Here is a 19,416-nt window from a genome sequence, read left to right on the forward strand (position 1 = left end):
ATACATTTGTAAAGGGGACAAGCGTATGAAGAAATATGTATTTTCTTTACTTGCAGTACTGAGTTTAATTCTTGCCGGTTGCGGAGCTACTAGTACAAACGAAAAAAAATCATCTGAATCAAAAGAAGAGCATGACCACGCATCGCACACTCAGCAAGCTGACATTCAAGAAAAAACAAAAGGAGTAGACACACTTCCTACCTTCCTAGACAAGCTTGATCCACAAATGAAAGATATATACACTGTCGCTGGACAAAATGCAGAGCTATTAGATTGGATTCCATGTTACTGTGGTTGCGGTGAGAGTGTGGGACATAAAAATAATAAAAACTGCTTTATTCGTGAAATGAAAAAGAATGGTGAAGTCGTTTGGGACTCCCATGCAACAACTTGTGTCAATTGCTTAGAAATAGCAGTTGAATCGGCTTCCATGAAACAAAAAGGAAAATCAACGCTTGAAATTCGTAACTATATCGACAATAAATACAAAGAGGGCTATGGCAAGCCAACACCTACACCAATGCCGAAAGCTTAAAAACGAGGAAATTCCTCGTTTTTTCTTTTCATTCGCTTTTTTTCTTAACAAATTCTTTCAAGTGTATTTCTCCTTGCTTGTCACACACTATATATAACTCCTCAGTAAGGAGGGTACACAGTGCAAACATATAACGACTATGATAAAGCTCTCTATTACACGTATTGCTGTAATTGGGATAAATTACTCGTTCTTATGGTTCAAACGAACGATCAACTATTTTCTAAGCGTATTGAACATTTTTTACACGCTTATCAATACAGTAAAGAAATGCCAGAAGTTGATAAACAATTGCAGCTCCTATTTCAATATATTGACCACGCATCCCAAAAGTCACATATAGAAGAAGTAGAGCAAATTCAAATGTAAAATATAGCGCTATTCTCTTCAGGAGAATGGCGCTTTTTTAAATATCGATATCAATAAAAGTTTTTCCTTATAAAACTTTTATTGATAAACATATTTTTTCTTTCTTTTCTGTGCCACTTCATACTATAATTTAGTATGTAACTATTATAAGAGAGGTATAAAATATGGGACGAGAAAAAAAGCAAGAATATGCTTTACTTACCGCATGGGGAGCTTCTTTTATCGCTACACTAGGAAGTCTTTATTTTTCCGAAATCATGAAATTTGAGCCTTGTGTACTTTGTTGGTATCAACGTATTATTATGTATCCATTCGTTTTATGGCTTGGTATCGCTGTAGCAAAGAAAGATTATCGCATCGCAAGTTATTCTTTACCAATTGCAAGTATTGGTGCTTGTATTTCTTTATATCACTATGCAATTCAAAAAGTCGCTGCATTTTCAGCAGCTGGGGCAGCTTGCGGCCGTGTACCTTGCACCGGAGAATTCATAAACTGGTTTGGTTTTATTACAATCCCGTTTTTAGCACTTATCGGCTTTATTACAATCGCTGTTTGTAGTTTTATTGTAATAAAAAACAAATAAGGAGATGAACAAATGAAAAAAATGCTTATATTTGGTGGTATTATTATCGCCTTGTTTGTAGCAATTTTCGCTGTCACACAAATGGAAGAAAAAAACGCTACTAGCCAAAAAATTGATAATCCTACTGATAGTAAGACCAATGGCCCTGACTACTACACAAATAAAATCTCTCTTTCAGATCTTCAAAAGAATTTAAAAGAGAAAAAAGAAGAAACAGTATACTTTTATCAAACATCTTGCGTTCATTGTCAAAAGCTATCTCCTGTCGTAGTACCAATGGCTAAAGACTTGAACGTCGATATGAAAGTTATGGATATTGAAAACCTAGATGTTCCTTGGGATGAATATAAAATTAAAGGAACTCCAACAATCATTCACTTTAAAGATGGCAAAGAAGTAAGCCGTATTAGTGGTGAACAGCCGGAAGACAAATTAAAAGAATGGCTTGAGCAAACGAAGAAATAACGAGAAAAGGAAACTCCTTCTACACATGAAATGGGCGTAAAGTCCCAAACTAATGTATAAGGAGGGGGTTTTATGCCAGAAGTGAAATGCTCTGTTTCCAATTGCTCATTTTGGGGACAAGGTAACTTTTGTCAAGCTAGTGCAATCATTGTTCAACCAGATGCACAAGAAACTGGTTCGGATACAAATGATTCATATACAAGCGCGGTTTTAACAAACGAGACGCTAGAAAGTTCTGTAACAACGAGTGTAGAGACTTGTTGTCATACATTTAAGCCAAAATATTAAACAAAAAAAGCATACGAGTACTCGTATGCTTTTTTACATTCCTCTCCAAAAATCATGCATGATAAAAAAGTACAAAATAACGAGAACAACTGTCCCACATAAGGTAATGCGCCGATATATACTCTTCTCTCCTTCTCTTGCTTTCACAAATGCCCAAATAAATCCGAAGAACAATATTAAATCAACATATGGAACATAAAAAGAAAAAACGAGAAACGCATACAAATACACGATAAATAAACAGGTCGTTACTAAGAAAATTTTAAAAGCAAATTCACTTTTCATAATGTAACCGTCCCCCTATCTGTACTGTATTATATTCAGCAAAATACAATAGTTGCAGTTAAACTCGAAGTAGAAATAAGCTACCGTCTATAATACGGTAGCCTATAACGGAACATTATATTTCCGTTTATATATATTACTTAAAACCGAAGAAGGAATTTGCTCATAACGAATTTTTTCTCCTGTTTCATCCACAATATACAAATTGTTTCCTATATAATATATTCCATCTTTTCGTTTTGAATACACTGGATATCTTTCGTTTGGCAATACCGTTTTCACTTTTGTTAACTGCCCATTTGGTTCTTGCCAATATATATCGGCACGGTCTACTAACGTAAGCACGCCAATTTGCTCTTCCTCTACTTTACGACCATTCCAGCTCACGACGCGGTAGCCAAGCTTATTTGCTTCATATTCAGGGCTCGTATGAAAACGGGAAATGATTACTTTTGTTTGTAATTGGACTCGGTCATATAGCCACTGTATATCTCTGTCATGCATACGAATACAACCATTTGATTCCCTACTTCCAATTGTCCATTCCCGATTTGTCCCGTGAATCGCATATTCATTTTTATCTAGTCCAAGCCATCTCGTACCAAGAGGGTTATTCGGTGCACCACCAGCTATTTTTTTCCGATGGTATTCTTTATTTTTATATTTAGTTATAATACAAAAATTACCTTCAGGCGTAGGTGTACGATCTCTTCCAGTTGTTACGGGAAATGTTTTTGTATAATTTCCATTTTCAAAAAAAGATAATTGGTTTGTCGTAAGATTCACTAATATTAGATGATCTGTATCAGCAAAGGCACTAACCGGTAGGATGAAAAATAATAGTATGACGAAACATAATTTTTTCACCTATATCCCTCCCCTAGCGCCACTATAATAAGTGGAATTAACTTTACTTTGCTCTTATAAATGAAAACTATCCATTTACAATAACGCCCCCATTTACATGTATCATTTGTCCGGTAACATAAGATGAATCGCTAGACGCTAAGTATACGTATGCTGGTGCTAATTCATACGGTTGACCAGGCCTTTGCATCGGAACATTGCTCCCGAACTGAGCAACCTTCTTCTCATCAAAGCTTGATGGAATAAGTGGTGTCCAAATTGGCCCAGGCGCAACACCATTTACACGAATCCCTTTTTGCACTAACGATTGGGAAAGTGACCTTGTAAAAGCAACGATTGCTCCTTTCGTTGCCGAGTAATCAATTAAAGTTTCATTTCCTTCATACGCAACGATAGACGCCGTATTTATAATGACATCCTCTTGCTTTAAATGAGAAAGTGCTGCTTTCGTAACGTGAAAATAAGAAAAAATATTAATACGAAAAGTCTTTTCTAACTGTTCTGCTGTAATATACTCTAGCCCTTGCTGTGGATATTGCTGCGCGACATTATTTACTAAAACATTTACACTACCTAGCTGTTTGACGGTCTCTTCTACAATATCTTTACAATGCTGTTCATTACTTAAATCACCCGGTAACAACACACACTTTACACCTTCTTGTTCTACACGTTGCTTCGTCTCATTTGCATCTCCATCTTCATCTAAATACGCAATCGCAATATTCGCTCCCTCTTTCGCAAAAGCGATGGAAACAGCTCGTCCAATCCCGCTATCCCCTCCTGTAATTAATACATTCTTTCCTTTTAACTTTTCGCTTCCTTTATAGTTTGGATCTTCAAACTGCGGAAGTGGATTCATTAATGATTCAATACCAGGCTGTTTATTTTGATGTTGCGCAGGCATTGTTACAAAGTTTTTTTGCTGTGGCATAGCTTCTTTCAACTCCTTTTCCTTATAATGCGCACAATAAAAACTGAAATTCGCACATCGGTTTACGATTAATATTCGAATTTAAGACACAAAATATGAATTGTTATAAACTTTTTATGCAAAACTATTGCAAAATAGTTAAAAAACGAATATTATATATAACTGTTGTGAAAATTATTCGTAAACAGAAAGGATGTTTATATGTTTAACCTTTCAAAACATAAAACTTCTATTAAAACTGAAATTATGGCAGGTATTATTACCTTCTTAACAATGGCATATATCATTGTCGTAAACCCTGTCATCCTTGGAGATGCAGGAGTTCCATTTGAACAAGCATTTACAGCAACAATTATCGCTGCTGTTGTCGGAACATTATTTATGGCGATCTTTACAAACTTACCAATCGCAATTGCACCAGGTATGGGATTAAATGCTTACTTCTCTTACTCTGTTGTAAAAGCTCATGAAGGCATGACTTTCGCAATTGCATTCTCTGCTGTATTCGTAGCAGGTATGATTTTAATTTTGTTATCATTCACATCTTTCCGTACAAAATTAATGGAAGCAATTCCTGAAAACTTAAAACATGCAATTACTGCTGGTATCGGTCTTTTCATCGCCTTTATCGGTTTACGTTTAACAGGTATCGTTACAAAAAATGATGCAAACTTAGTTGGACTTGGTGATCTTCACTCTGCTCCAGTACTACTAGCATTAGCTGGACTTGGAATTACAATTGTCCTTATGTCTTTAAATGTAAATGGTGCACTATTTATTGGAATGCTATTAACTGGTATTATCGCTTACTTCACAGGACAATTAACATTCTCAAACGGCGTTACATCAATGCCTGGATTACCAGAAGGAATCATCGTTTCCAATCCAATTACTGCTGTATCTGATGTAATTAACTACGGATTATACGGCGTTGTATTTTCATTCTTCCTTGTTACATTATTCGATACAACAGGTACATTACTTGGCGTAGCTCAACAAGGTGGATTTATGAAAGATGGAAAGCTTCCAAAAGCTGGACGAGCTCTTCTATCTGACTCATTCTCAGCAACAATCGGTTCTATGTTCGGAACAACACCATCAACAGCTTACATTGAATCATCTGCTGGTGTTGCAGCTGGTGGTCGTACTGGTTTAACAACTGTTACAGTAGCTGTTTTATTCGCACTAGCAGCATTCTTCGGACCATTAGTAAGTGCTGTTTCTGGTGTATCAGCTATTACTGCACCATCATTAATTATCGTTGGTAGTCTTATGATGGGATCAGTTCGCCACATTGATTGGGATGCATTTGATGAAGCATTCCCAGCATTCTTAGTAATATTAAGCATGCCACTTACATCAAGTATCGCAACAGGTATCGCACTTGGATTTATTTCATACCCACTTATGAAAGTGGCAAAAGGTAAATTCCGTTCTGTTCACCCACTTGTGTATGTATTCGGAATTTTGTTCGCTTATCAATTAGTTTTCTTACCACATTAAAATCCCTCATAAAGAGGGATTTTTTCATAAATAAAAAAGTAGAGCATCGAATTCGATGCTCTATTTTCCTTTTGCAACAATCACACGAACTACTTTCAATACAAGAAGTAAAAGACCGTTCACTATCGCTGCAATCCCTAAAAATACCGCTATTATCAGCTCTCCCATTCCATTATTCAATACAAACATAACAGAAGAAATGAAAGCCAAAATAAACAATATTAACGTTGGTATATATTTAATAATAGGCTTCTTATATGATTTTTTTGAAAGCAGAAACGTAATTACTAATGTCATAATGATCACAAAATATACTACAAATAAGAAAATCATACGAAAGCCTCCACTATTCCTAAACTATGAAAAAGATAAAAGGAGTTAAAAATTATTAATATTTTTCATTCACCTGTAATTCTTTACTATACTTTTGAATGAAAACAGATGAAATAACCATTACCATCCCTACACTAAATCCAATAAGCTGATCCAGTAGCATTTCATCATGAATGAACCAGCGCAGTAAAAATACACCACCAAAAATAAGCAACATAGTAAATCCAGTATGCCTAAGACCTTTATATACATTTTCCATATGTATCACCTCTTCACATACTTTTATCCATATTACACCACACATCCATCGAGCAAACGTATTGTCCTCTGGCAGTATGCAGCTACCTTTTGATCATGTGTAACAACTAGCACCGTTTTTCCTTGTTTATGAACCTCTTTTAAAATGCTCATAATTTTTTCTCCGTTTTCTTGATCGAGAGCACCAGTCGGTTCATCAGCAAGTATAATTTTTGTATCTTGTGCTAATGCCCTCGCTATCGCTGTCCTTTGCTGCTCTCCTCCAGATAATTCGTGAGGATACTTGTTAATATGTCTCTCCAGCCCTACCATTTCCAGCATTTCTTTTGATATTTGTATACGTTTCGTATGAGAGATTTTTCTATATATAAGCGGGAGCATTACATTTTCAATAACTGTATAATCATCTAGTAGCGAAAAGTTCTGAAACACAAATCCAACTTCCTTATTTCTATACTTATGATAGTTTGACTTTAATGTACTCGTATCCATGCCATCTAAAAAATACTTTCCAGTAGAGGGGCTATCAATTAAGCCAATAATGTTAAGCAAGGTTGATTTCCCTGAACCAGATGGTCCCATAATGGCTATCATTTCGCCTTTTTCTATTGTAAGATTAATATCTTTTAAAGCAATAAAATTACTCTTTCCGTATCCCTTAGCCACATTTGCGAGCTGAATCATCTATAACACCTCTTTCATATATGTATTTTTTATTTTTAGTACATTGAAATAAATGATTGCATATATAACGAGGATCATTACAATTGATAAAGCACCTATAACAATCAATGATTCTATAGAGACTTTTAACGTTCCAAAGAAAGATACTATACTATTTTCTAGCCCTTTCTGAATTTCAATTACTCCGCTATTCTCCCATTGGAAATACATAATTCCTATACATATAGATAGAATGAATAACAACATATACTCAATAACAAACGGAAGACATAGTTGAAAATTACTTGCTCCTAATGCTGATTTAATAGAAATATTTTTACGTTCCATATAAAGCGTGGCCATTGATGTTAATAAAATAGATATAAATGAAAAAGATAAGACTGTACCGCTTAATAATAAGGGATATGACATATTATCAATGCCTTGCTTTTCATTTTCTAATAATTTATCCGGATTTGTAACATAATACGAATATCCCTTACCTTCTGTTACCTTTAATACTTTCTTTTGAAATTCATTTATATCCACTTTTCCATTTGTTTCTATAATTAGCCCATTGTATAAAAGTTCTACACTATAAAATTCTATTTCTTCTGTTCCAATTGGTAAAATAGCCATGTCATCTAATAATGTAATACGATTATCCGATATTTCACCGCTCCGAGGATATGTAAATGCTGAATTTTTTTCTAAAAAGCCAATTACTTTTAGCTTCATTTTTCCAGATGGTATGATATCACCAATAGATACCTTTCCTTTATAATTAGCCCCTAATATAACAGGTCTAATATCAAATACTGATTTATGAAATTCCAATTCCTCAAAATATCTTCCTTGTGAAATTCGTATATGGAAGTATTTATTAATATCTTTATCAACAATAAGAGTCTTTATCGTTCCATTTTCTTTTTTTAAACTAAGTGAATAGTTACGGAACAAATAATTAGTTTTATTTGTTATTGGTATCGTATTAGATAACCCTTGAATGAAATGTTGATAATCACTTTTTGCTTTTTCTTCGCTAAACAATGTTATATCTTGCGTCGCATAAAGTTCATAGAAATTTTTATGAGTCGATAAATTATTTGCTACCGTCATCATTTTTCGATATCCCAAAAGATTACTAACAAATTCCATTGCTGAAGAAAATGCAATAATTAAAGAAATTACTATAATCAAACTTGGTAATAGCCGTTTTTTCACAGACCGTATAGAATCAAATATAAAAAACATGACGACCTCCTATGTTCTTAAATGTTTTCCGGGATATATATTTATAATGTGCTTAATTGGAATTACAGTAACAAAAATTGTAAGAAAAATTATAAAAACAACATTACATATCAATACATATAGTGTTAACGGTTTTACTAAGTATGTCTGAAAATAAGTATGAATTGTTCCCGAAAATATTTCTAACGTAATAAAAACTAAGAACATCGCTGCTAGAGAAATAAACAAAATTTGAATATATAGTTCGCAGTAAATAGATATATTAGAAGCACCTACTGCTTTTTTTAATGAAATCTCTCTTTCTTTTTTATAAATCCAAAATAAAACTGCAAAAATGCCAGAAACAATTGCTACAAGAATGAATTTATAATAATACTTATTTGCTGGATCTATGTATGTTACATTTAGTTCCTGGAGGTCTCTTTTATTCAGTATTTGAACATCTCCCGAAATTACTTCTTTGCTCTTACTCATAAATTTTTTTATTTCGTTATGGATAGATGATGTAGGGTTAACAACTGTTAATTGTAATTGTTTACTCGCGATAATACCTTTTTTAGATATAGTAGGTAAATTTTGAAGTGGGATGTATATGTCTGATACACCGACGTCACTGTCTTTTCTCGATATAGTTCCTATTTTTTTATATGTATCATCAAATTCATATAAGTCCTCTACATTCGTTTGATCGCCAACAACCATATCGTTTACATTTTCACGATAAAAATATTGTCCTTCAGAAATATATGGCTTCCAATAATAATCATCTTTTAAATTCACAGCTACGATTTTTATTGCACCTGAACTATTTAATGCTTTTAAATGCTCTACGTAAATATCACTTTTTACAAAAATATCTTGTATGACAGGAATTATCGCTTCCAATTCAGTTGTATTCGCTATCGGAACAGTTAACGTTTGATTCTTTTCTGGAAAGCCGATTTGAAAAGCAGATATGAAATTTCGTTTAGATTCTGTTAAAAGCGCAGCTACTGATATAGAAAGAAACGAAATAAAAAATGACATAAGAAGAATGACTGAAAACAGTTTGTTGTTTTTTATATTTTTAAAAGCTAAATACATGTCTCTGCTCCTTTTAGATAAGAAGGAGATGATGCACATCCCCTTCTCCTTATCCAAATATTTATAAAGACAACTATTTAATATTTTTTACCACTGTAATCGTAAGTTACCGTTACTATCAAAAGTACCTTTGTGTGTATCTTCTTGATAGTCATTATTCTCATTGGCATAATGCTCAGAATATAGCCCCTTTGCACCAAAGGCGTTATATGCGCCATTACTAACAGTGGCATTTAATGCTCTTCCCGATTCATGTGATCCTAATTTATCCGAAGCACTTTCAATATATGAATAACTTCCTTTTGAATTAATAAAAGAAATCGCTACTGAACAGCGAGATGCGTTTTGATTCGTAGTCGTTTGAGCTCTGTAAGATAGTAAGTTACCGCTTTTGTGGCCACTTAAAGTTGGATAAAATGCACTTGTTGAGATTGATGTTGCTAATAATACTAAAGTCGTAATCGAAAAAAACTTTCCCTTCATTAACAATCACCTCGTAAATTAAATAGTTTTTTGTAGCGCTACATCGTCATAATACCTCTCAAGTAAATTCTCCTCAATAAGACACCCATATGTTTTACAAACTCTTTAAACACTTAAACATTCATACATTTTTAAAAAGTAACGGATAAGCAAGCAATACAAAAAAGACTGCGGAGAAACTCTTCCCCGCAGTCTAATACTTATTTTTGTAAAAACGACTGTAAATCTGCAAACTGTCTCTTTGCATCTTCATAGCCTTGCTCATATAGATTTTGTAGTTTTGCTGTATCTTTTTCCATACGATCTACTTGAAGCGGCACTTCTGGGCGAATAACAAATAAATTCCCGGCTTGCTCTTCTTTTTCAATGTAGTGAAGTGTTTCATTATATACTTCATAACGATTCAACATCGTGTTCACAAGGTTCGGATATTTTTTATATGCTTTCGCTGCCACCCATCCAAACTTTGACTTTTTCTTCGCGTAACCATGATTTCTCGTTAAAATAACGACTGATTTTTTAAACCCATCTTCCTGTGCTTTACGAACTGGAATTGGATCAGAAATCCCACCATCTAATAACTGCTTACCACGGTAATTTACTACAGGTGCAATGAAAGGTAATGAACTAGATGCTTGTAATAAATTTAGTGCATCATCATTCGTTCCTTCTTTTTCAAAATAAACAGACTGTCCTGTTTCACAATCTGTTGTTCCTACAAGGAAACGCTCTGGGCTATTAAAATATGTTTCAAAATCAAACGGGACATGTTTTTCTGGAATTTCATGAAAAATGAACTCCATATCAAACAATTGGCGTTTTCTCCATAAATTTTTATACGATAAATATTGTGGGTGTGATGCATAATCAATATTGACCGTTTTATTTCTATTTCTTTGTCTGGAAAGATACGACGCTGCATGACAAGCACCAGCTGATACACCAATTACATATGGAAAATATAAATCTTGTTCCATAAAGTATTCTAATATCCCGCCCGTATATACACCACGCATACCGCCGCCTTCTAATACTAACCCCGTATTTTCAAGCATGTTATTCTCTCCTCTTTATATATTGACTCTTTAATTATTCACCATGTTAAGTATCTTTCTCTATTATATATGAGTTCTTTTAGAAATTATATTCAAAAGGCTTGAAATAAAGGAGTTTTTTCTTCCAATTATATTTCCAAATGACCGGAGACATCCTTTATAAACCTTTGAATAAAATCTTGCTCTTCTTCCGTATATCCATCTAACAATAGCAGCCACTTTTCTTCAGCTTGTTTATGCAATTTATCATGAGCTTTATATATTTCATTTCCGCTTTCCGTTAAGCGAAAGAAAATTTCTTTTTGATTATCTAACATTTGCATCTTCTCAACGAATTGCTTTTGAAACAACTTTGTACAAATTTTAGAGATTGCACCCTTTGTCATTCCCATTTCTGTCGTAATAGCAGTTACATTCATCAGAGCATTTTTTCCGATACACTCGATCACATGTAGTTCAGATAAAGACATACCACTTATACCTGTCTCACGAAGAAACTTCTCATTTTGCCCTTTCAAATGTTCTTCTTTTTTATGCAAAAGTGTACGAATGTCCGAAAGTATTTCCATTTGTTTCGTTGCATGATCCAATCCGTTCGCCCCCTAAGTTTCCAAAGAAACAATTTAACTATATACCATTTTAAAATCATTTTTTCATATTTACAAGTGAGAAAAACATGTTAAAATAAATTTAGTTTCCAACGAAACTAAATTACAAGGAGGTTAACATAATGAAAAAATCCAAACTACATTTCATTTTATACGTTGTCTGTATGAGTGCCTTACTCGGTTCCTTCGCTCAAAATATTTACACACCTATCTTGCCTATGATTCAAGCTTCTTTTCACACTTCTCTTTATCTAGTAAATTTAACAGTTTCACTATTCACATTCGTTCTTGCAATTATGCAGCTCATATATGGACCTTTAATTGATACAAAAGGGAGAAAATCTATCCTTATCCCTAGTTTAATCATTAGTACAATTGGTTCAATCGGATGTGCTTTTTCGGCGAACGTTTATTTATTTCTATTTTTTAGAGCTGTTCAAGCTATAGGAATAGCGGCTATACCTGTAGTTGCAGCAACGATTATCGGTGATTTATTTGAAGGAAAAGAACGCGGAGAAGCGATGAGCCTTTATCAAATGTTACTTGCTCTCGCACCTGCAATTGGCCCTCTTATAGGTGGTTATCTCGGCAGTATAAATGGCCATTTATACGTATTTTTGTTTTTATCTACACTTGGCATTCTCTTATTAATTATAAACATTTCACTACTTCCAGAAACAAAACCCACTGTAATTAAGCAACCGCAAGCAAAAAAGAAGTACTGGTTTATCTTAAAAAATAAAACTGGATTTTCTATTACTCTTATTGGCTTCATTCAATTTTGTATTTACTTTTGCTTCCTCGTTTTTTTACCGAGTATTTTAACAAATTTATTTCACTTAACTGCAAGTGAAATTGGTCTTATATTTGTACCTATGTCCCTTTCTATTATGTTAGGAAGTTATTGCTACAAGCTTTTGCAAAAACGCCTCACAACAAAGCAAGCTTTATTCATCACTAGTTTCTTCAATATTATATGTGTCACTTTATTCTCTTTCACATATAGCATCAATATCTCATTCATCATTATCGTTACATCTTTATATGGTTTTAGTATGGGACTTTCTATGCCAACTCACACTACTTTATTAACAGAAGAATTCGTACAAGAACGCGCAACTGCTATCGGTATGTACAACTTTATTCGCTATCTCGGTATGGGAACAGGACCACTTGTAGGTGGATTTCTTTTATTTAATCAAAATTACTTTTGGATTTTCTTCCTAGGTGCAATTATGTTTCTATTCATAATCTTATATGCGATGAGAATGCTACGCTTCCCTGCCACACAAGAGGCAAAATAGAGACCTATAGATGGTCTCTATTCTAAACTCTTTGATCTGCAACGATATGAATATCAATATACTTCGTTTCTCTCATAATTTCATTTACAATTGAACCTTTTCGTATTTCTTCCCAACGTGTTCTTGCCGATTGTCCGAGTAAAATTTGTGTTACTTGTAGTCCTTTCGCGACTTCAATAATAACATCCGCTGGCTTTCTTCCTTTTGCCTCTTCTAAAACAAAACTCGCATCAAATTGATTCGTTAGCAACTTCCACTCTTCAATCGTTTGCTTTTTCCCTGCTGAAAGGGACTCTATATTTTCTCTTTCAACATTTAATACATACAATTCAGCGTTTAACCGATCCGCCATGCGCCATCCCCGTCTTATTAATTTCGCTGCTGTTGAACTGTATTGTACACAAACGAGAATTTTTTCTTTTACACCAATCGGTTCTATAACGGTTTGACTAATTTTCTCTTCCATATCATCTGCCACTTCACGAAGCGATAATTCTCTTAGTGCCCCTAAATTATTAAGTGTAAAGAAATTTTGTAAGCTTTGCTGAATTTTTTCCTCTTTATATATTTTCCCGTCTATTAATCTCTTCCTTAATACCTCCGGCGTTGCATCGACGAGCTGAATTTCATTTGCTTTTTGTAAAATAAAATCTGGAATACGTTCTCTTACTTTTACATTCGTAATTTGAGCTACAATATCGTGAACACTTTCTAAATGTTGAATATTAAATGCTGATAATACGGATATACCAGCGTCTAGCAATTCCTGTACGTCCATATAACGTTTCTTATTTTTAGATCCAGGAATATTACTATGCGCAAGTTCATCCACTACAACTACTTGCGGTGCACGTTTTATAATTCCTTCTACATCGAGTTCATAAAATACTTTCCCTTTATAATCTATTTCTTTTAAAGGAACTTTTTCTAAATCAGCAATTGCTTCTTCTGTCTCTTTTCTTCCATGCGTTTCAATTAAACCAATTACAATATCCATACCGTCTTTTTTCATCTCTCTTGCATCAAAGAGCATTTTATAACTTTTCCCTACTCCTGGAGCTGCTCCTACATATAGCTTTAACTTCCCGCGGTTTTGCTGACGAATATATTCTAAATATTCCTCTGGCGTTCGTCTTTGAAACGTCGGTTTATAGTCATCCGCATACAAAACACTCACAACCTTCCTTTCGAAACAACGCTACCTCAATCCGTTAGATTGAGGTAGCACTGTTACTATTTCAGTAGTTTCTGTAATTCTACATTTAACTTTAAAACGTTTACGCGGTTCTCTCCAAATAAGCCAAGTGCCGCACCTTCCGTTTGATCTTTAATCAACTGATTTAGTGTTTCTTTCGGAATATTCGTTAATTTAGAAATACGATCCACCTGCACAGAAGCTGCCTGCGGACTAATGTCAGGATCAAGCCCTGAACCTGAATTCGTCACTAGATCCATCGGCACTTCTGTTACCGGAACAGCCCGGTTTTGTTTCTTCCACTCTTCAATACTTTTCTCTACTCGTTTCTCTAAATCTGGATTAGACGGTGCATAGTTATTTGAACCAGATGCTTCTGCCTTATATTCAATACTAGAAACACGTCCATGAAAATAACGTGGATCTGTGAAATTTTGACCGATTAATGTAGAACCAATCACTTCATTTTTATCATTATATATTAGACTTCCATCCGCATTATCCTTCATTACCGCTTGTGCAATACCAGTTACAATAAGCGGGTATACAAGGCCGCACAACACTAAAAATGTAAAAGTAATACGGACAATCGATGATAGTATACTTTGTTTCTTCGCCATCTTTTTCCCTCTCCCTTATATGAACAAGCCGACAATTATATCAATTACTTTAATTCCAATGAACGGTACAATAACCCCGCCAAGTCCATAAATAAGTAGGTTTCGGCTAAGTAGTGCATTCGAACTCATCGGTTTATATGCGATACCTTTCATCGCTAATGGAATGAGTAATGGAATAATAACTGCATTAAATATTAATGCTGATAAAATCGCTGACAGTGGTGATGTTAGTTTCATAATGTTTAATGCTTCCATTTGCGGAATCGCAAGTGTAAACATTGCTGGAATGATTGCAAAATATTTTGCGATATCATTCGCAATACTAAACGTCGTTAACGCACCGCGCGTCATTAACAATTGCTTACCAATCCCTACAACCTCAATAATTTTTGTCGGGTTCGAATCTAAATCAATCATATTCGCTGCTTCTTTCGCAGCTGTCGTACCACTATTCATCGCTAATCCAACGTCAGCCTGCGCTAATGCCGGCGCATCATTTGTACCATCACCCGTCATCGCTACAAGTTTCCCTTTATCTTGCTCTGCTTTAATAACCGCAATTTTATCTTCTGGCTTACACTCAGCAACAAACTCATCTACCCCTGCTTCTTTTGCAATCGTTGCTGCTGTTAACGGGTTATCACCTGTACACATAACCGTTTTAATCCCCATTTGACGCAATTGCTCAAAACGCTCACGCATACCTGGCTTTACTGTATCCTTTAAATAAATTAAACCGTAAATACGATTATCCACTGCAACTACAAGTGGTGTCCCGCCCTCTTTGGAAATGGAATCTGCTTTTTGATTTACATCTTTCGGAATCGTTCCACCTTGTGACCTAACCCATTCAATTACGCTACCTACAGCACCTTTTCTCACTTTCGTTCCGTCCTGTAAATCGACACCACTCATTCTCGTTTCTGCTTTAAACGGAACAAACTCACCTTGTTCTGCAATTTCTCGATTATATGATATAGATTTCATTTTTACATATTCTATAACCGATCGACCTTCTGGTGTTTCATCTAAAACTGAACTAATCGCAGCCCATTTTCCTACTTGCTCAATCGTTTCATTTCCTACAGGAAGCAATGTATGTGCCATTCGGTTCCCGAAAGTAATCGTACCTGTTTTATCTAAAATGATTGTATTAATATCACCCGCAGCTTCTACTGCTTTACCCGACATCGCTAACACATTGAACTTTGTCACGCGGTCCATCCCGGCAATACCAATTGCTGATAATAAACCACCAATTGTCGTTGGAATTAAACAAACTAACAACGCTACAAGTACAGCTGTATCAATTTGAAACCCTAAATAGTTTGTAAAAATCGGCAACGTCACAACAACGATTAAAAAAATAAGCGTTAAACTCGTTAATACTGTATTTAAAGCAATCTCATTCGGCGTTTTTTGACGAGCAGCTCCTTCTACTAACGAAATCATTTTATCAATAAATGATTCACCAGGATTACTCGTAATGACAATTGTAATCTCATCACTTACGACCATCGTCCCGCCTGTTACAGAACAAAAATCGCCGCCCGCTTCTTTTATTACAGGAGCTGATTCCCCTGTAATCGCAGATTCATCAACAGACGCTAATCCTTTAATTACTTCCCCATCACTCGGAATCATTTCTCCTTGTTTTACAATAACAACGTCATCTTTTCTCAGATCAGTTGCTGAAACTTGAACAATGTCTCCATTTTCTTTTACAACATTTGCAAACACATCTTTCTTCGACTGTTTTAAAGAATCGGCTTGCGCTTTCCCCCGTCCTTCCGCTAACGCTTCTGCAAAGTTAGCAAATAAAACTGTAAATAATAGAATGAGAGAAACTGTTATATTAAACCATCCTGCTACACTACTAGAACGACTTGGAAGAAACGATAAAATGAACGTAATGATAAATCCAATCTCTACAACAAACATAATCGGATTTTTTATCATGACTTTCGGATTCAATTTCGCAAAGGATTGTTTTATCGCATGTTTCACGATATCACGATCCATCGTTTTCGCTTGTCTAACTTCATCTTCTACAGCATGTATTTGTGACTCATTTACTCTCTTTTCTTTTACTACTACCGGTCTCATCATTTACCCTCCATTACTTCAATGTAAGAAATTCTGCAATTGGGCCGAGTACTAACATTGGGAAGAATGTTAATGCACCGACAATTACAATTGTTCCGATGAAAATGCCGCCAAATAAACTATTATCCGTACGGAACGTTCCGACTGTTTCTGGTACTACTGTCTTTTCTTTCAATGAAGCTGCAACAGCTAGCATCGTAATTAAACTGAAATAGCGCCCTAAAAACATAACTAAGCCAGTTGTAATATTCCAAAACGGTGTATTATCCGCTAACCCTTCAAATCCGGATCCGTTATTCGCAGCTGACGATGTGTATTCATATACCACTTGCGTTAAACCGTGGAAACCAGAATGAGAAATGGCATCCGTTCCTAAACTTGTTGAAAGAGCTAATGCTGAAAACCCTAAAATAAGCAGTGGATGAAATAGTATCGTTACCGCAATTAATTTCATTTCCTTACCTTCAATTTTCTTACCTAAAAACTCTGGTGTCCGTCCAACCATCAATCCAGATATAAAGACTGCGATAATCGCATACATAACAATGTTCACAAAACCAGCTCCAACGCCGCCGTACACTGTGTTTAACATCATATTTACGAGTGGTACTAACCCGCCAATTGGTGTTAACGTATCATGCATCGTATTAACGGCTCCTGTTTCAGCAGCTGTCGTCACTGTTGCGTATAGGGAAGAAAATACTGTTCCAAATCGTACTTCTTTTCCTTCTGTACTCCCTTGTACATGTTCGATGCCCATTCCATTTAACGCTGGATTCCCATGTAATTCAGATGTAGTAATTGTTATAAATCCTAGTAAAAACACCATGAATAGTGATACGAAAAGGATACGACCTTGTTTTTTATTTCCTACGATTCGTCCGTACGTAAATGGAAGTGCTGTTGGCAATAACATCATAAGCATCATTTGTAAAATATTACTCATTTGCCCTGGATTTTCGAAAGGATGTGTAGAGTTTGCTCCGAAAAATCCACCGCCGTTATTTCCGAGTTCCTTAATGGACACGAATGATGCAACAGGCCCACGTAATATACTTTGCTTTGCCCCATCAATTGTTTGTGCTGTAACTGCCCCGTCTAACGTTTGTGGTACACCAAGTGCGACAAAGATTAGCGCTGCAACAAACGCAATAGGAAGAAATACTCTCGTTAAAGCTCTCGTAAAATCAATGAAAAAGTTACCGAGTTCCTTCCCAGCAAGCCCTCTTATAAACGCCATTACAAGTGCTAAAGTCGTTGCTGGTGCTGCAAACATTAAAAATGTAATTCCGATTAATTGTGATAAATAAGATAAACCATTTTCACCGCTATAATGCTGTAAGTTTGTATCAGCCATAAAACTAATTGCTGTATTAAAAGCAAGCGTAGGCTCCATCCCTTCAATATGCGCTGGATTTAATGGCAATACTCCTTGTAGTCTGAAAATGAAATATACGACAACAATCATAAATCCATTTAATAAAACTAATGACAATGCGTACTGTTTCCACGTTTGATTGTATTCTTTTACACCCGTAATTTTAAAAATAAGTTTTTCAAAAGGCCCGAATACTTTATCTAACTTTTTACTACCTTGAAAGGCTTTCTCTAAATAAATCCCCATTGGCTTTGCCACAAGAATAAACAACAGCATGGTAATAACAACTGCGACCCAAATCATAATGAATGATTCCCCCTAATTAAAACTTTTCTGGATTTAATAATGCATACACTAAGTACACAGTAATTGCTGCAACAATAACCGATAAGGCAACCGTCATGATTGCTTCCCTTCTTTCACAACTTTATCTGACCAACTTGCAAGACTTACCATCGATGCGACTAACACAACAAAAATCCCGATCATTACAACATCTAACATAGCTACCCCTCTTTTCTGTAAAAATTTACCATTAAATTATCAAAAAAAGAACACTAAGCTCTACTTAGTGTTCGAAATGAACAACACAAAGTAAACCTCCTCTCTAAACGCTTACGAGGTTAGCTGTCGGATTCGGGCCTAAAGAGTAGCCCTACTTTCAAAACTGAAAGATTCACCCCAAGTGACGATGCACAAAATTGGTTCCCCCGCTCCATTTCTGGAACTCAGCGATTTTAGGTTTTTTTGGAAATTTTATGAATGATTTATGAGAGTAAATATACTCCTCTATATTTAACTTGTAAAGAGTCAAATTACTTAAAATAAGAAAATATCCATCTATTTAAACGCTTACATTGAGTGTTATTAATATTATTTCATCTGTTTTCTCGTCTTTTCTTTCTTTTTCACAGAAATGATCTTTTAAATACGAAATAAAAAGAGCGAATGAGATGAAGTGCATAGCTTATTGCACTCAGCATTCGCTCTTTTTTTCACTATTTATTCTCCACGCAAAAACGCGCGCAAATTTCTCCCGCGAATATAAACTTGTGACAATTCTGCATGTAGCTGCTCATATTCGATAACATCTGTTTTTAAATATAAAGCGTCTTTCGATGGCAATATGATATAGGGCCTTGGAAAAATAGGATCAAGCACCACCAATTCTTGAACTCGCTCTACTGATACCGCCCAACGATTCGCTATATCTCCTAGTAACAACACCTTCATCTTCTTTTCACCC

25 protein-coding genes and 1 riboswitch are annotated in these 19,416 nt (G+C 35.1%); of the genes, 7 read left to right on the top strand and 18 right to left on the bottom strand.

What is annotated here, in order from left to right:
- Nucleotides 1–25 precede the first annotated feature (25 nt).
- The 5 genes from ACUN0F_RS29695 to ACUN0F_RS29715 all read left to right on the top strand — a co-directional run bounded on the left by ACUN0F_RS29695 (nucleotide 26) and on the right by ACUN0F_RS29715 (nucleotide 2,241).
- Nucleotides 26–535 carry a PCYCGC domain-containing protein gene (locus tag ACUN0F_RS29695; RefSeq protein ID WP_048545771.1) on the top strand — a complete coding sequence of 170 codons (510 nt, stop codon included), beginning with the start codon at nucleotides 26–28 and terminating at the stop codon, nucleotides 533–535.
- Between the two features lie 120 nt (nucleotides 536–655).
- Nucleotides 656–904 carry a YhdB family protein gene (locus ACUN0F_RS29700; protein WP_001195460.1) on the top strand — a complete coding sequence of 83 codons (249 nt, stop codon included), beginning with the start codon at nucleotides 656–658 and terminating at the stop codon, nucleotides 902–904.
- Between the two features lie 164 nt (nucleotides 905–1,068).
- The gene (locus ACUN0F_RS29705) at nucleotides 1,069–1,488 is read left to right on the top strand and encodes a disulfide formation protein C (protein ID WP_000532270.1); all 420 of its coding nucleotides are present in this window, start codon (nucleotides 1,069–1,071) and stop codon (nucleotides 1,486–1,488) included.
- 12 nt (nucleotides 1,489–1,500) lie between these two features.
- Entirely contained in the window at nucleotides 1,501–1,953 is a 453-nt protein-coding gene (locus ACUN0F_RS29710; RefSeq protein WP_264462272.1) for a thioredoxin family protein, read from the top strand.
- A 72-nt stretch (nucleotides 1,954–2,025) separates the two neighbouring features.
- The gene (locus tag ACUN0F_RS29715) at nucleotides 2,026–2,241 is read left to right on the top strand and encodes a DUF1540 domain-containing protein (RefSeq protein WP_001115398.1); all 216 of its coding nucleotides are present in this window, start codon (nucleotides 2,026–2,028) and stop codon (nucleotides 2,239–2,241) included.
- Nucleotides 2,242–2,274: 33 nt separating this feature from the next.
- Here ACUN0F_RS29715 and ACUN0F_RS29720 read toward each other — a convergent pair whose 3' ends face one another.
- The 3 genes from ACUN0F_RS29720 to ACUN0F_RS29730 all read right to left on the bottom strand — a co-directional run bounded on the left by ACUN0F_RS29720 (nucleotide 2,275) and on the right by ACUN0F_RS29730 (nucleotide 4,327).
- Nucleotides 2,275–2,526, bottom strand: a complete 252-nt coding sequence (locus tag ACUN0F_RS29720; protein ID WP_000834190.1) for a hypothetical protein — start codon at nucleotides 2,524–2,526, stop codon at nucleotides 2,275–2,277.
- A gap of 102 nt (nucleotides 2,527–2,628) precedes the next feature.
- Nucleotides 2,629–3,393, bottom strand: coding sequence for a L,D-transpeptidase (locus ACUN0F_RS29725; protein ID WP_264462271.1), 765 nt, complete (start codon nucleotides 3,391–3,393; stop codon nucleotides 2,629–2,631).
- Nucleotides 3,394–3,460: 67 nt separating this feature from the next.
- Complete coding sequence (locus ACUN0F_RS29730) at nucleotides 3,461–4,327, bottom strand: SDR family oxidoreductase (RefSeq protein ID WP_264462270.1); 867 nt, start codon at nucleotides 4,325–4,327, stop codon at nucleotides 3,461–3,463.
- Nucleotides 4,328–4,528: 201 nt separating this feature from the next.
- On the opposite strand from ACUN0F_RS29730, the gene ACUN0F_RS29735 reads away from it, so the two are divergent.
- Nucleotides 4,529–5,830, top strand: a complete 1,302-nt coding sequence (locus tag ACUN0F_RS29735; protein WP_445540661.1) for an NCS2 family permease — start codon at nucleotides 4,529–4,531, stop codon at nucleotides 5,828–5,830.
- Between the two features lie 60 nt (nucleotides 5,831–5,890).
- Here ACUN0F_RS29735 and ACUN0F_RS29740 read toward each other — a convergent pair whose 3' ends face one another.
- The 8 genes from ACUN0F_RS29740 to ACUN0F_RS29775 form a co-directional block, all read right to left on the bottom strand.
- Nucleotides 5,891–6,163, bottom strand: coding sequence for a hypothetical protein (locus tag ACUN0F_RS29740; RefSeq protein WP_000576485.1), 273 nt, complete (start codon nucleotides 6,161–6,163; stop codon nucleotides 5,891–5,893).
- Nucleotides 6,164–6,218: 55 nt separating this feature from the next.
- A complete protein-coding gene (locus ACUN0F_RS29745) occupies nucleotides 6,219–6,467 on the bottom strand; it encodes a hypothetical protein (protein WP_445540662.1) in 249 nt (82 codons plus the stop codon).
- On the bottom strand, nucleotides 6,455–7,105 hold the full coding sequence (locus ACUN0F_RS29750) for an ABC transporter ATP-binding protein (protein ID WP_445540663.1): 651 nt from the start codon (nucleotides 7,103–7,105) through the stop codon (nucleotides 6,455–6,457). Before ACUN0F_RS29750 ends, ACUN0F_RS29745 begins: the two co-directional genes overlap by 13 nt.
- Nucleotides 7,106–8,338, bottom strand: a complete 1,233-nt coding sequence (locus ACUN0F_RS29755) for an ABC transporter permease (protein ID WP_445540664.1) — start codon at nucleotides 8,336–8,338, stop codon at nucleotides 7,106–7,108.
- 9 nt (nucleotides 8,339–8,347) lie between these two features.
- Nucleotides 8,348–9,421 (bottom strand): ABC transporter permease, encoded by a 1,074-nt coding sequence (locus tag ACUN0F_RS29760; RefSeq protein WP_445540665.1) that lies wholly within the window; start codon nucleotides 9,419–9,421, stop codon nucleotides 8,348–8,350.
- An 87-nt stretch (nucleotides 9,422–9,508) separates the two neighbouring features.
- A complete protein-coding gene (locus ACUN0F_RS29765; protein ID WP_137012262.1) occupies nucleotides 9,509–9,904 on the bottom strand; it encodes a hypothetical protein in 396 nt (131 codons plus the stop codon).
- A gap of 200 nt (nucleotides 9,905–10,104) precedes the next feature.
- Nucleotides 10,105–10,959, bottom strand: a complete 855-nt coding sequence (locus ACUN0F_RS29770; protein ID WP_087985830.1) for a patatin-like phospholipase family protein — start codon at nucleotides 10,957–10,959, stop codon at nucleotides 10,105–10,107.
- A 128-nt stretch (nucleotides 10,960–11,087) separates the two neighbouring features.
- On the bottom strand, nucleotides 11,088–11,549 hold the full coding sequence (locus ACUN0F_RS29775) for a MarR family transcriptional regulator (RefSeq protein ID WP_088061991.1): 462 nt from the start codon (nucleotides 11,547–11,549) through the stop codon (nucleotides 11,088–11,090).
- Nucleotides 11,550–11,689: 140 nt separating this feature from the next.
- Between ACUN0F_RS29775 and ACUN0F_RS29780 the strand changes: the two genes are divergently transcribed.
- On the top strand, nucleotides 11,690–12,871 hold the full coding sequence (locus ACUN0F_RS29780; RefSeq protein WP_445540666.1) for an MFS transporter: 1,182 nt from the start codon (nucleotides 11,690–11,692) through the stop codon (nucleotides 12,869–12,871).
- A 22-nt stretch (nucleotides 12,872–12,893) separates the two neighbouring features.
- On the opposite strand, the gene kdpDN is transcribed toward ACUN0F_RS29780, so the two are convergent.
- The 7 genes from kdpDN to ACUN0F_RS29815 form a co-directional block, all read right to left on the bottom strand.
- Nucleotides 12,894–14,048: a KdpD-like non-kinase potassium sensor gene (gene kdpDN / locus ACUN0F_RS29785; protein WP_445540667.1), complete on the bottom strand. Its 1,155-nt coding sequence runs from the start codon at nucleotides 14,046–14,048 to the stop codon at nucleotides 12,894–12,896.
- A gap of 56 nt (nucleotides 14,049–14,104) precedes the next feature.
- Nucleotides 14,105–14,686: a K(+)-transporting ATPase subunit C gene (gene kdpC / locus ACUN0F_RS29790; protein WP_445540668.1), complete on the bottom strand. Its 582-nt coding sequence runs from the start codon at nucleotides 14,684–14,686 to the stop codon at nucleotides 14,105–14,107.
- 15 nt (nucleotides 14,687–14,701) lie between these two features.
- A complete protein-coding gene (kdpB, locus tag ACUN0F_RS29795) occupies nucleotides 14,702–16,792 on the bottom strand; it encodes a potassium-transporting ATPase subunit KdpB (protein WP_445540669.1) in 2,091 nt (696 codons plus the stop codon).
- Between the two features lie 13 nt (nucleotides 16,793–16,805).
- A complete protein-coding gene (kdpA, locus tag ACUN0F_RS29800; protein ID WP_445540670.1) occupies nucleotides 16,806–18,473 on the bottom strand; it encodes a potassium-transporting ATPase subunit KdpA in 1,668 nt (555 codons plus the stop codon).
- 19 nt (nucleotides 18,474–18,492) lie between these two features.
- On the bottom strand, nucleotides 18,493–18,573 hold the full coding sequence (gene kdpF / locus ACUN0F_RS29805) for a K(+)-transporting ATPase subunit F (RefSeq protein ID WP_000214976.1): 81 nt from the start codon (nucleotides 18,571–18,573) through the stop codon (nucleotides 18,493–18,495).
- Complete coding sequence (locus tag ACUN0F_RS29810) at nucleotides 18,570–18,674, bottom strand: SipW-dependent-type signal peptide-containing protein (protein WP_000887892.1); 105 nt, start codon at nucleotides 18,672–18,674, stop codon at nucleotides 18,570–18,572. The genes kdpF and ACUN0F_RS29810 overlap by 4 nt, the downstream gene beginning before the upstream one ends.
- A 94-nt stretch (nucleotides 18,675–18,768) precedes the next feature.
- A riboswitch (cyclic di-AMP (ydaO/yuaA leader) is annotated at nucleotides 18,769–18,914 on the bottom strand.
- Nucleotides 18,915–19,172: 258 nt separating this feature from the next.
- Nucleotides 19,173–19,403: a hypothetical protein gene (locus tag ACUN0F_RS29815; protein ID WP_000866315.1), complete on the bottom strand. Its 231-nt coding sequence runs from the start codon at nucleotides 19,401–19,403 to the stop codon at nucleotides 19,173–19,175.
- Nucleotides 19,404–19,416: the final 13 nt, after the last annotated feature.

This window comes from Bacillus sp. 1A (genome assembly GCF_052682215.1).

Coding starts and splice junctions, on each gene's coding strand:
- ACUN0F_RS29695 (WP_048545771.1), top strand. CDS start 26: ATGAAGAAATATGTATTTTCTTTACTTGCAGTACTGAGTTTAATTCTT.
- ACUN0F_RS29705 (WP_000532270.1), top strand. CDS start 1,069: ATGGGACGAGAAAAAAAGCAAGAATATGCTTTACTTACCGCATGGGGA.
- ACUN0F_RS29710 (WP_264462272.1), top strand. CDS start 1,501: ATGAAAAAAATGCTTATATTTGGTGGTATTATTATCGCCTTGTTTGTA.
- ACUN0F_RS29715 (WP_001115398.1), top strand. CDS start 2,026: ATGCCAGAAGTGAAATGCTCTGTTTCCAATTGCTCATTTTGGGGACAA.
- ACUN0F_RS29720 (WP_000834190.1), bottom strand. CDS start 2,526: ATGAAAAGTGAATTTGCTTTTAAAATTTTCTTAGTAACGACCTGTTTA.
- ACUN0F_RS29730 (WP_264462270.1), bottom strand. CDS start 4,327: ATGCCACAGCAAAAAAACTTTGTAACAATGCCTGCGCAACATCAAAAT.
- ACUN0F_RS29735 (WP_445540661.1), top strand. CDS start 4,529: ATGTTTAACCTTTCAAAACATAAAACTTCTATTAAAACTGAAATTATG.
- ACUN0F_RS29740 (WP_000576485.1), bottom strand. CDS start 6,163: ATGATTTTCTTATTTGTAGTATATTTTGTGATCATTATGACATTAGTA.
- ACUN0F_RS29745 (WP_445540662.1), bottom strand. CDS start 6,467: ATGTGTGGTGTAATATGGATAAAAGTATGTGAAGAGGTGATACATATG.
- ACUN0F_RS29750 (WP_445540663.1), bottom strand. CDS start 7,105: ATGATTCAGCTCGCAAATGTGGCTAAGGGATACGGAAAGAGTAATTTT.
- ACUN0F_RS29755 (WP_445540664.1), bottom strand. CDS start 8,338: ATGTTTTTTATATTTGATTCTATACGGTCTGTGAAAAAACGGCTATTA.
- ACUN0F_RS29760 (WP_445540665.1), bottom strand. CDS start 9,421: ATGTATTTAGCTTTTAAAAATATAAAAAACAACAAACTGTTTTCAGTC.
- ACUN0F_RS29765 (WP_137012262.1), bottom strand. CDS start 9,904: ATGAAGGGAAAGTTTTTTTCGATTACGACTTTAGTATTATTAGCAACA.
- ACUN0F_RS29770 (WP_087985830.1), bottom strand. CDS start 10,959: ATGCTTGAAAATACGGGGTTAGTATTAGAAGGCGGCGGTATGCGTGGT.
- ACUN0F_RS29780 (WP_445540666.1), top strand. CDS start 11,690: ATGAAAAAATCCAAACTACATTTCATTTTATACGTTGTCTGTATGAGT.
- kdpC (WP_445540668.1), bottom strand. CDS start 14,686: ATGGCGAAGAAACAAAGTATACTATCATCGATTGTCCGTATTACTTTT.
- kdpB (WP_445540669.1), bottom strand. CDS start 16,792: ATGAGACCGGTAGTAGTAAAAGAAAAGAGAGTAAATGAGTCACAAATA.
- kdpA (WP_445540670.1), bottom strand. CDS start 18,473: ATGATTTGGGTCGCAGTTGTTATTACCATGCTGTTGTTTATTCTTGTG.
- kdpF (WP_000214976.1), bottom strand. CDS start 18,573: ATGACGGTTGCCTTATCGGTTATTGTTGCAGCAATTACTGTGTACTTA.
- ACUN0F_RS29810 (WP_000887892.1), bottom strand. CDS start 18,674: ATGTTAGATGTTGTAATGATCGGGATTTTTGTTGTGTTAGTCGCATCG.
- ACUN0F_RS29815 (WP_000866315.1), bottom strand. CDS start 19,403: ATGAAGGTGTTGTTACTAGGAGATATAGCGAATCGTTGGGCGGTATCA.